General features: G+C 47.8%; 9 protein-coding genes and 1 pseudogene. 9 read left to right on the top strand and 1 reads right to left on the bottom strand.

All coding sequences use genetic code 11. The annotated features are described in order from the left end of the window. Window positions 1-142 precede the first annotated feature (142 nt). The 6 genes from ACLTD4_RS32070 (at window position 143) to ACLTD4_RS32045 (ending at window position 3,026) form a co-directional block, all read left to right on the top strand. Window positions 143-883, top strand: coding sequence for a hypothetical protein (locus tag ACLTD4_RS32070; RefSeq protein WP_006771490.1), 741 nt, complete (start codon window positions 143-145; stop codon window positions 881-883). After that, the gene (locus ACLTD4_RS32065; RefSeq protein ID WP_039890688.1) at window positions 864-1,283 is read left to right on the top strand and encodes a putative ABC transporter permease; all 420 of its coding nucleotides are present in this window, start codon (window positions 864-866) and stop codon (window positions 1,281-1,283) included. Before ACLTD4_RS32070 ends, ACLTD4_RS32065 begins: the two co-directional genes overlap by 20 nt. Before the next feature lie 16 nt (window positions 1,284-1,299). Beyond that, window positions 1,300-1,617 carry a hypothetical protein gene (locus ACLTD4_RS32060; protein WP_006771488.1) on the top strand — a complete coding sequence of 106 codons (318 nt, stop codon included), beginning with the start codon at window positions 1,300-1,302 and terminating at the stop codon, window positions 1,615-1,617. Window position 1,618: 1 nt separating this feature from the next. After that, a complete protein-coding gene (locus ACLTD4_RS32055) occupies window positions 1,619-1,819 on the top strand; it encodes a holin (RefSeq protein ID WP_006771487.1) in 201 nt (66 codons plus the stop codon). A 144-nt stretch (window positions 1,820-1,963) separates the two neighbouring features. Beyond that, window positions 1,964-2,713: an N-acetylmuramoyl-L-alanine amidase family protein gene (locus ACLTD4_RS32050; RefSeq protein ID WP_259952925.1), complete on the top strand. Its 750-nt coding sequence runs from the start codon at window positions 1,964-1,966 to the stop codon at window positions 2,711-2,713. Between the two features lie 112 nt (window positions 2,714-2,825). Then, window positions 2,826-3,026: a hypothetical protein gene (locus ACLTD4_RS32045; RefSeq protein ID WP_154658079.1), complete on the top strand. Its 201-nt coding sequence runs from the start codon at window positions 2,826-2,828 to the stop codon at window positions 3,024-3,026. A 229-nt stretch (window positions 3,027-3,255) separates the two neighbouring features. On the opposite strand, the gene ACLTD4_RS32040 is transcribed toward ACLTD4_RS32045, so the two are convergent. Then, window positions 3,256-3,438 carry a hypothetical protein gene (locus ACLTD4_RS32040; protein WP_006771483.1) on the bottom strand — a complete coding sequence of 61 codons (183 nt, stop codon included), beginning with the start codon at window positions 3,436-3,438 and terminating at the stop codon, window positions 3,256-3,258. 48 nt (window positions 3,439-3,486) lie between these two features. Here ACLTD4_RS32040 and feoB point away from each other — a divergent pair. From feoB to ACLTD4_RS32025, 3 genes and pseudogenes are all read left to right on the top strand, one after another. Then, window positions 3,487-5,511 (top strand): annotated as a pseudogene (gene feoB, locus ACLTD4_RS32035) (ferrous iron transporter B); the annotation flags it as partial. A 302-nt stretch (window positions 5,512-5,813) separates the two neighbouring features. After that, entirely contained in the window at window positions 5,814-6,602 is a 789-nt protein-coding gene (locus tag ACLTD4_RS32030; protein WP_006771481.1) for a ParA family protein, read from the top strand. After that, window positions 6,592-7,681, top strand: a 1,090-nt coding sequence (locus tag ACLTD4_RS32025; protein ID WP_412331887.1) for a ParB N-terminal domain-containing protein, incomplete at its 3' end; no start/stop codon positions are given. The genes ACLTD4_RS32030 and ACLTD4_RS32025, both read left to right, overlap by 11 nt.

Genomic DNA, 7,681 nt, shown 5'->3' with positions numbered 1-7,681 from the left:
ACCGGTGCGTTTTTGTAAAAGTGTGCGGTGACGTCTTTCACTGCTAAATCACTATATCATTTAGTCAACACCACAAAAATGAAAATTCTGGCCCTTAAAGGGCCTTTTTATATACAAAAAATCAAGAAAGGAAGTAAAAATTATGGAAAAAATCAGAATTGGAAATCAGGAGACTCTTTTTGAGATCGAATCGATCCGTCCGGTATCGGAAAATGTCATGCAGCTTGTATTTCCTGATACCGTGCCATCTGTATGGGGGGATATCACCATCTACACGGACGATGGCACGGAAGCAACTACTTTGACAGGTTATGACACAGTGTATCGTGATGAGGGCCAGACTGTGTATCTGTCTAACGATGGAAGCGTCTATACAGCGCCTGAGACGCCAGAGGGGCCGGGAGAACCGCCGGAGCCATATATTCCAACACTGGAGGAGCTGCAGGCCGCAAAACGCCGGGAGATATCCGTAGCCTGCCAGCAGATTATCTATCAGGGCGTTAATGTTCAACTATCAGATGGCAGTACCGATCATTTCGCGCTGACGATCGAGGACCAGCTTAATCTCTTCGGTAAGCAGATCCAGGTAACCTCTGGTGCTGCTCAAATTGAGTATCATGCAGACGGCCAGCCGTGCCGCTTTTACAGCGCGGAAGATATGCAGGCTATCATTACGGCAGCCATGTGGCACGTAAGCTACCACACGACCTACTGTAACGCGATTAATATGTGGATTGCAGGTTGCGAGACTGCAGAGGAGATACAGGTAATTTTTTATGGTGCAGATGTCCCACCGGCATACCAGTCAGAGGTGCTGCAGTCATACTTGACGCAGATCGCTGCAATTGCGGGAGGTAATGCAGATGGCGCTGATCCTGCGTAAGTACTTGGTGTTGATGGCTACCGGCGGTCTGTTGTATGTGGCTCTGGAGCTTGTCTGGCGTGGTCGGAGCCACTGGACCATGTTTTTACTGGGCGGGACTTGCTTTATCTGCCTGGGGCTGATCAATGAGATCCTGCCATGGAGCATGGCGCTGTGGAAGCAGATCCTGATCGGCATGGCCACCATAACCGTTCTGGAGTTTATTACAGGCTGCATAGTCAACCTGTGGTTGGGCTGGAATATCTGGGATTACAGCGGGCTGTCTGGTAATATACTCGGTCAGATCTGCCCGCAGTATTGCCTTCTGTGGCTGCCGGTAAGCTTGGCTGGAATCGTCCTGGACGACTGGCTGCGGTACTGGTGGTGGGGTGAGGAGAGGCCGCGATATAAATTATTTTGAAAGGACGGTGCCATATGTGATTGAAACGGAGTTCATTGAGCGTTTGACAAAAGTCGAAGAGCGATCAAAGAGTAATACTCACCAGATAGATGATCTGAAGCCGGTTATTAATGAGATCCATACAATGTCTAAGACTATGGTGGAGTTGATTGGTGAGGTGAAATATACAAATGAGAATGTATCAGAACTAAAGGACAAAGTAGAGATTCTGGAGAAGGAACCAGCGAAGCAGTGGTCGGCAACGAAAAAAACATTTTTTACATCAATTACCAGCTCCATCGGAACAGCGGTGGCGGCTGGTATTTTGTATTTATTAAGTAGAGGAGGATTTTGATATGAACGAGAAAACAAAGAGATGGATTAAAGCCGCAGGAATCCGGGCAGTCAAGACCATGGCACAGACCGCAGTAGCTACGATCGGCACAGCTGCCGTGCTGGGCGATGTCAACGGTCCGATGGTAATCAGTGCATCGGTACTGGCCGGAGTGCTGTCGCTACTTACCAGCGTGGCCGGGCTGCCGGAGATAACAGAATAGTTTCGACGGTCGAAACTCCCAGCCGGCAGGGTGAGAGCCGGAGCTGCTGCGAGATCGCAAAAAGTTGTGATATTACAACTTGTGACGTCACAAGATTTTGGGCCTGGGGGAACCTGGGCCTTTTCATATTTAAGGAGGACGATTATGTTACCTATTACGAAACAAATCAAACAGATTAATTGCTACGCAAGTCAGAATCACCCAAAGTACATCGTGATCCACGAGACAGACAACTTTAAAAAGGGCGCCGGAGCTGAATCTCATGCCAGAGCGCACAACAACGGCAACCTTGATACATCGGTCCATTATTACGTTGATGATGTAGCAATCTACCAGACACTCAACCATACAGACGGAGCATGGGCCGTCGGCAAGCAGTACGGCACGCCGTTGGTGGCCGGAGTCAATAACAACAATACGATCAATATCGAGATATGTGTTAATCCGGACAGCGATTATGACAAGGCGCGGCTTAACTGCGTGGATCTGGTGAGACATCTGATCCAGGAGACGGGGATCCCTGCTGATCGGGTAATCCGGCACTACGATGCGAAACGGAAGTGGTGCCCTCGCAAGATGATGGACAATCCGGAGTTATGGACGGACTTCTGCCTGCGGATCCGCGGCCAGGAAGACGACGTGAAGAGTTTCGAGGACGGAGCCGGGAACTGGCATTTCACGATCAATGGAGAACTGCAGAAAGCGCGGTGGATTAAGTACAAGAATAAGTGGTTCTATGTGGACGATGCTGGGAACATGGTAACCGGTTATGCGATTATCGGCGGTCTGGCCTACATGCTTAATCCGTCAAAAGTGGATATGGCGACGTACGGGGCGTTGTTGGTCACGAATAATCTCAGCCAGGGCAATCTCGAGGTGCAGTGGGTAGGGTAGTCAATACTTGTCACCTTTGTCCCCTTTTTGCATATAATAAACTATAATTTATCATATTAAAAGGGGAAATAAATCATGTGTAATATATGTAGATGTCTCTGTGGTAACTGGTGTGGTTGTAGAAATAATTGCTGTAATAATTGCTGCAGATGCGTATGCAACAATCCCTGTGAGAATAAATGCAATTGCAGCGATAACAATTGCTGTTTCGATCCATGCGCCAGAGAGAGAAAAGAAGCTTATGAGGCCGGATTTAGAGACGGCTGTAATAATGCTTCCTGCAGGCAGAATAACTGTGGCTGCTAATGGATAGATACAAAAAGGGCGGTCCGCAGTGGGCCGCCTATTGTCATAACTATATTTATCTGCTATACTGTTTGTAGATGGGGGAGCGGTGGCAAGCCCGCCCTCCCTTGTCTTTTCTCTTAAGCCTATTCGGGCTTATTTTTTTTGCATCACACCACGGTCCGAAAAACGTTATATAAGTATGCTCATATCAGCAGGGCGGCAGCTGCCCCCATTAGCTCCGCCCTGTCTCCTATCTACATCAACCGGTATCTCGTGTCCGGTGTGCGCTGCGTCAAAGACCACATGGCGGTAATATCCATGTTGAGGAGTATCTCAGCCATCTCGCGAGTCTCCTGATACTTTGCGTTTCTGGAAGCCTGGGCGTGCCGCTGGTAAGTTTCGATCAATTCAAAAAACAATTCGTCTGTTCTGTTCATCTTTTCTCTCCCTCCAATTTCTATCTTACCGTTAAATGATATTAACCGACCGGAAACTGGCCCGGAAAAACGGTGGCAAACGCCCAGGGCTATGCAAACGATGGAGAGCAGGGATATGTTATGGTGGATATCCCTGGCTGTTACTCTCTGATGGCTCATTCCTCAGAGGAAGAGGTGGCAAGAGATTTTATCTGCTTTGAAAATCCGGACGCAGTTATCGTTGTCTGTGATGCCACCTGTCTGGAACGAAATTTAAATCTGGTGCTCCAGATTCTGGAGGCCAACCGGCGGGCGGTGGTCTGCGTCAATCTCATGGATGAGGCTAAGAAAAAATCGATCTCTATCCGTTTCGATGTCCTGGAGGAGCGCCTGGGGGTGCCCGTCATCGGAACTGCGGCCAGGAGCGGAAAAGGACTGGAACAGATTTATGAAGGCCTGAAACACGTGCTGGAGCTGAACAAGAGGCTGGAGAGCGCCCGAAACATGGAAGTGGTGGAGGGCGAATATGCTGAGACGGAAGCTGTGGATGTGGAAGGCGTGGAAATGGAAGCAGAAGACGTTGAAATGGAGGCAGAAGTTGAAGCGGAAGGCGTGGAAAAGGAAGCCGTAGCAGAAGCGGCAGAATCTGTAAAGGAAACAGAAGCGGAAGCAAAAAACATAGCAGCAAGAGATATAGAAGCAAGTAATATGGAAGCAGCGGAATCAGAGGCTGAAAACGTAAAAGACATAGAAAGCGAAGTTAGAAAAACAGCAGAGAAGGCGGCAGACAGACGATTCGATGAAAATCCGGCGCCGCGGATTCTTATCCGGTATCCGGAATACATCGAGGCGGCCATCGCCCGGCTCACACCTGTGGTAAGGAAGACGGCTGGCGAGGGCGTCAATATCCGCTGGCTCTGCGCACGGCTCCTGGACTCCAACGAGAACCTGATGGAAGCCGTACGCAAATATCTCACTCCCGTGGCAGAATCACTGGAAGTAAGCTCCCTTCTGGCGGAAATCCGGGAAGAGTGGAAGGAACGGGGTATCACACAGAAGCGCGTAAGTGATGACATGGCATCAGTCTTTGTACGAAAAGCAGAGTTTATCTGCCGGGGAGCGGTGGTGTACGAGAATCAGAAGTATGATAAAAAGGATCGTCTTCTGGACCGTCTGTTTACAAGCAAAGCAACCGGATTTCCCATTATGTTTCTGATTCTTTTAGGCGTTTTCTGGCTGACGATTACAGGAGCCAACTATCCGTCCGAACTTTTGAGCACAGGCTTATTCTGGGTGGAAGACCGGATCAGCGAGCTGTTTCTCGCCATCGGTATGCCAGTGCTTTTAAATGATCTCCTCGTTCATGGCGTTTACCGGGTTCTGGCATGGGTAATATCGGTTATGCTGCCTCCAATGGCAATCTTTTTCCCGTTGTTTACGCTGCTGGAAGACTTCGGTTACCTTCCAAGAGTTGCATTTAACCTGGACCGGTGCTTCAAACGGTGTGCCGCCTGCGGAAAACAGGCACTGACCATGTGCATGGGCTTTGGCTGCAATGCCGCCGGAATCATCGGATGCCGTATTATCGATTCTCCGAGGGAGCGGCTGATCGCCATGATCACCAATAACTTCGTGCCCTGTAACGGACGTTTCCCGACGATGATCGCCATTATTACCATGTTTTTCGTAGGAAGCGCTGCCGGGGCATTCTCCTCAGTCCTGTCTGCTGCAATTCTGGCGGGAGTCATCGTTCTGGGAGTGCTCATGACACTTCTGATCTCGAAGATTCTGTCCGCCACGGTATTAAAAGGCGTTCCTTCTTCCTTCACGCTGGAGCTGCCGCCATACCGGAAGCCGCAGATCGGAAAAGTCATCGTACGCTCGATTTTTGACAGAACCCTGTTCGTCCTGGGCCGTGCCATCGTAGTCGCAGCACCGGCGGGACTCATCATCTGGCTGATGGCCAATATTTCCGTGGGCGATGCGACACTCCTTGCACACTGCTCCGGATTTCTGGATCCGTTCGCCCAGGTCATCGGAATGGACGGCGTCATACTGCTGGCCTTTATCCTTGGATTCCCGGCAAACGCCTGAGTTATAATAAGCATAACCTCAGAAAAGCTTGCAACCATGCGGCTTTCACCGGGTTATGCTTATTTTCTATTCATTCAGCAATTCAGACGTAGGGGATAAAAACAGTAGAGAATGGAATATTACAGTGACAAAATTAATGAAGGAGAGCTGTCTGCATTGAAGTCCTGATATCTGACTACAGTTGATCCATTTAATCTGAATAGGTGAAGAGAAAACATACTGTAAAGTACCAATGAGAGGAGGATCGTGTCGTTTTTTCTTTTTTATCCAAACTTTGAAGCAGCAAGAAAGGAATTACAAAAATGGGAAAGGTAATCGGTATCGTAAATAAGAAAGGCGGAGTGGGTAAAACCACTACCGCCACCACTCTTTCGTACTTGCTAACGAAAAGGGGGTACAAGGTTGCATTAATTGATTTTGACGGCCAGAGGCACAGTACACTTCTTTCCGGAGTGCTGTGCCCGGAGCAGTTACCATTTACTATCTATGATCTTCTGAAAAGGCTGGTAATGGATGAGCCATTGCCGGAGGCAGGCGAGTATGTCATTCAGACAGAAAACGGTGTTCACCTGATACCTGCCAATGAGAAACTCGATAACTTTGAAAAGCTGATGAGTGATGCTACGTTCTGTGAGTACAAACTAAAAGAGTTCGTGGATACCATTCGAGACAGCTATGACTATATTATCATTGATTGTATGCCAAAGATGGGAATTCCAATGATTAATGTTATGATCTGTGCGGACAGTCTTATTATTCCGCTGCAATCTGAGACGCTGGCGGCAGAGGGAATGAGCGCGTTTCTACGGGCTTACCATAAGATACAGAGCCGATGCAATAAGAACTTGAAAATAGAAGGAATCCTTTTTACGATGGACAATCAGAGGACCAGGGTCTCCAAGCGAGTGAAAAGTCAGGTGGAGAACTCGTTGGGAGAAAAGGTACATATTTTTTCTAATACCATACCGCGTTCTGTCAGGGTTGCAGATTCCGTGGATGCTGGAATGACAATCTGCGAACTGGAACCGGCGAACCCGGCAGCCGTGGCATATGAGAGATTTGCGCAGGAGGTGATCGACAGTGGCAACTAGAATTCCGAAAATTCCTACAAAGAGTTCGCTTTTGTCAATCAGTCTGGAAAGTGCAGATAATGTTTTGGATTTCCCGATAAAGGGGGAACCAGAGAAACCAGGAGTGTCGGAAGTATTAACGGAAAGGAACCAATTTTCTGCTGCTTCAAAAGAACAACTAGAGATGGAGTTTGATCAGATGAAGCCATTTTCCGATCACCGATTTAAACTCTATACAGGAAAACGCCTGGAAGATATGGTGGACAGCATAAGAAATTATGGTATTTTGCAGCCGTTGATTTTGTGGCATAGGAGGGAGGAATATATTCTCCTCAGCGGTTATAACAGGCGGAATGCGGGAATCCTGGCAGGTTTAAAGAAAGCACCTGTGGTGATAAAGGAGAACCTGTCGCATGAAGAGGCTGTTTTGATTATGGCGGAGACGAATTTAAGACAGCGTTCTTTCTCTGATTTAAGCGAGTCTGAGCGCGCGTTTTGTTTGAAGCAGCATTATGATGCTTTAAAAAGTCAGGGGAAACGTACAGACCTGTTAAATGAATTAGATGAGTTACTAAATTCTGATGATAACGCAGGTGCTTCAACCGTGTCAGAATCTGTGACGAGGTCGCAGAATGGTGAAACGCCAGAGAACGAAGCATCAACTGTGTCAAAAACTGTGACGAGGTTTCGGACCGATGAAAAGCTGGGAGAAAAGTATGGATTAAACCGGGATAAGGTTGCCAAATATGTCCGGATCGCTGGATTGATTCCACCTTTATTAGAACGGTTTGACCAGGGAGAGATCACGTTTCTCGCGGCCTATGATCTTTCTTTTATCGAAAACACAGCGTATCAGGAAATACTGGAAGAATACTTACAAGGTGGATATCGTCTGGATACAACAAAAGCTGCACTGTTCCATTCTTATGCGAAAGAAGGCAATCTCACGGAGAAAACGATAGCAGAGATTTTGTCAGGGCAGAAAAGTGAAATATTAGAAATAGCAAAGCATAAAACTTTTCGATTAAAGCCGACTGTTATTTCACGCTATTTTACACCCGTTCAAAGTAAGAAGGAGATTGAAGAGACCATTGAAAAGG

It is taken from the genome of Hungatella sp., assembly GCF_046966825.1.
Note: the sequence above shows the minus strand (reverse complement) of the source record. Positions and strands in the feature narration are given on the sequence as shown.

Coding starts and splice junctions, on each gene's coding strand:
- ACLTD4_RS32070 (WP_006771490.1), top strand. CDS start 143: ATGGAAAAAATCAGAATTGGAAATCAGGAGACTCTTTTTGAGATCGAA.
- ACLTD4_RS32065 (WP_039890688.1), top strand. CDS start 864: ATGGCGCTGATCCTGCGTAAGTACTTGGTGTTGATGGCTACCGGCGGT.
- ACLTD4_RS32055 (WP_006771487.1), top strand. CDS start 1,619: ATGAACGAGAAAACAAAGAGATGGATTAAAGCCGCAGGAATCCGGGCA.
- ACLTD4_RS32050 (WP_259952925.1), top strand. CDS start 1,964: ATGTTACCTATTACGAAACAAATCAAACAGATTAATTGCTACGCAAGT.
- ACLTD4_RS32040 (WP_006771483.1), bottom strand. CDS start 3,438: ATGAACAGAACAGACGAATTGTTTTTTGAATTGATCGAAACTTACCAG.
- ACLTD4_RS32030 (WP_006771481.1), top strand. CDS start 5,814: ATGGGAAAGGTAATCGGTATCGTAAATAAGAAAGGCGGAGTGGGTAAA.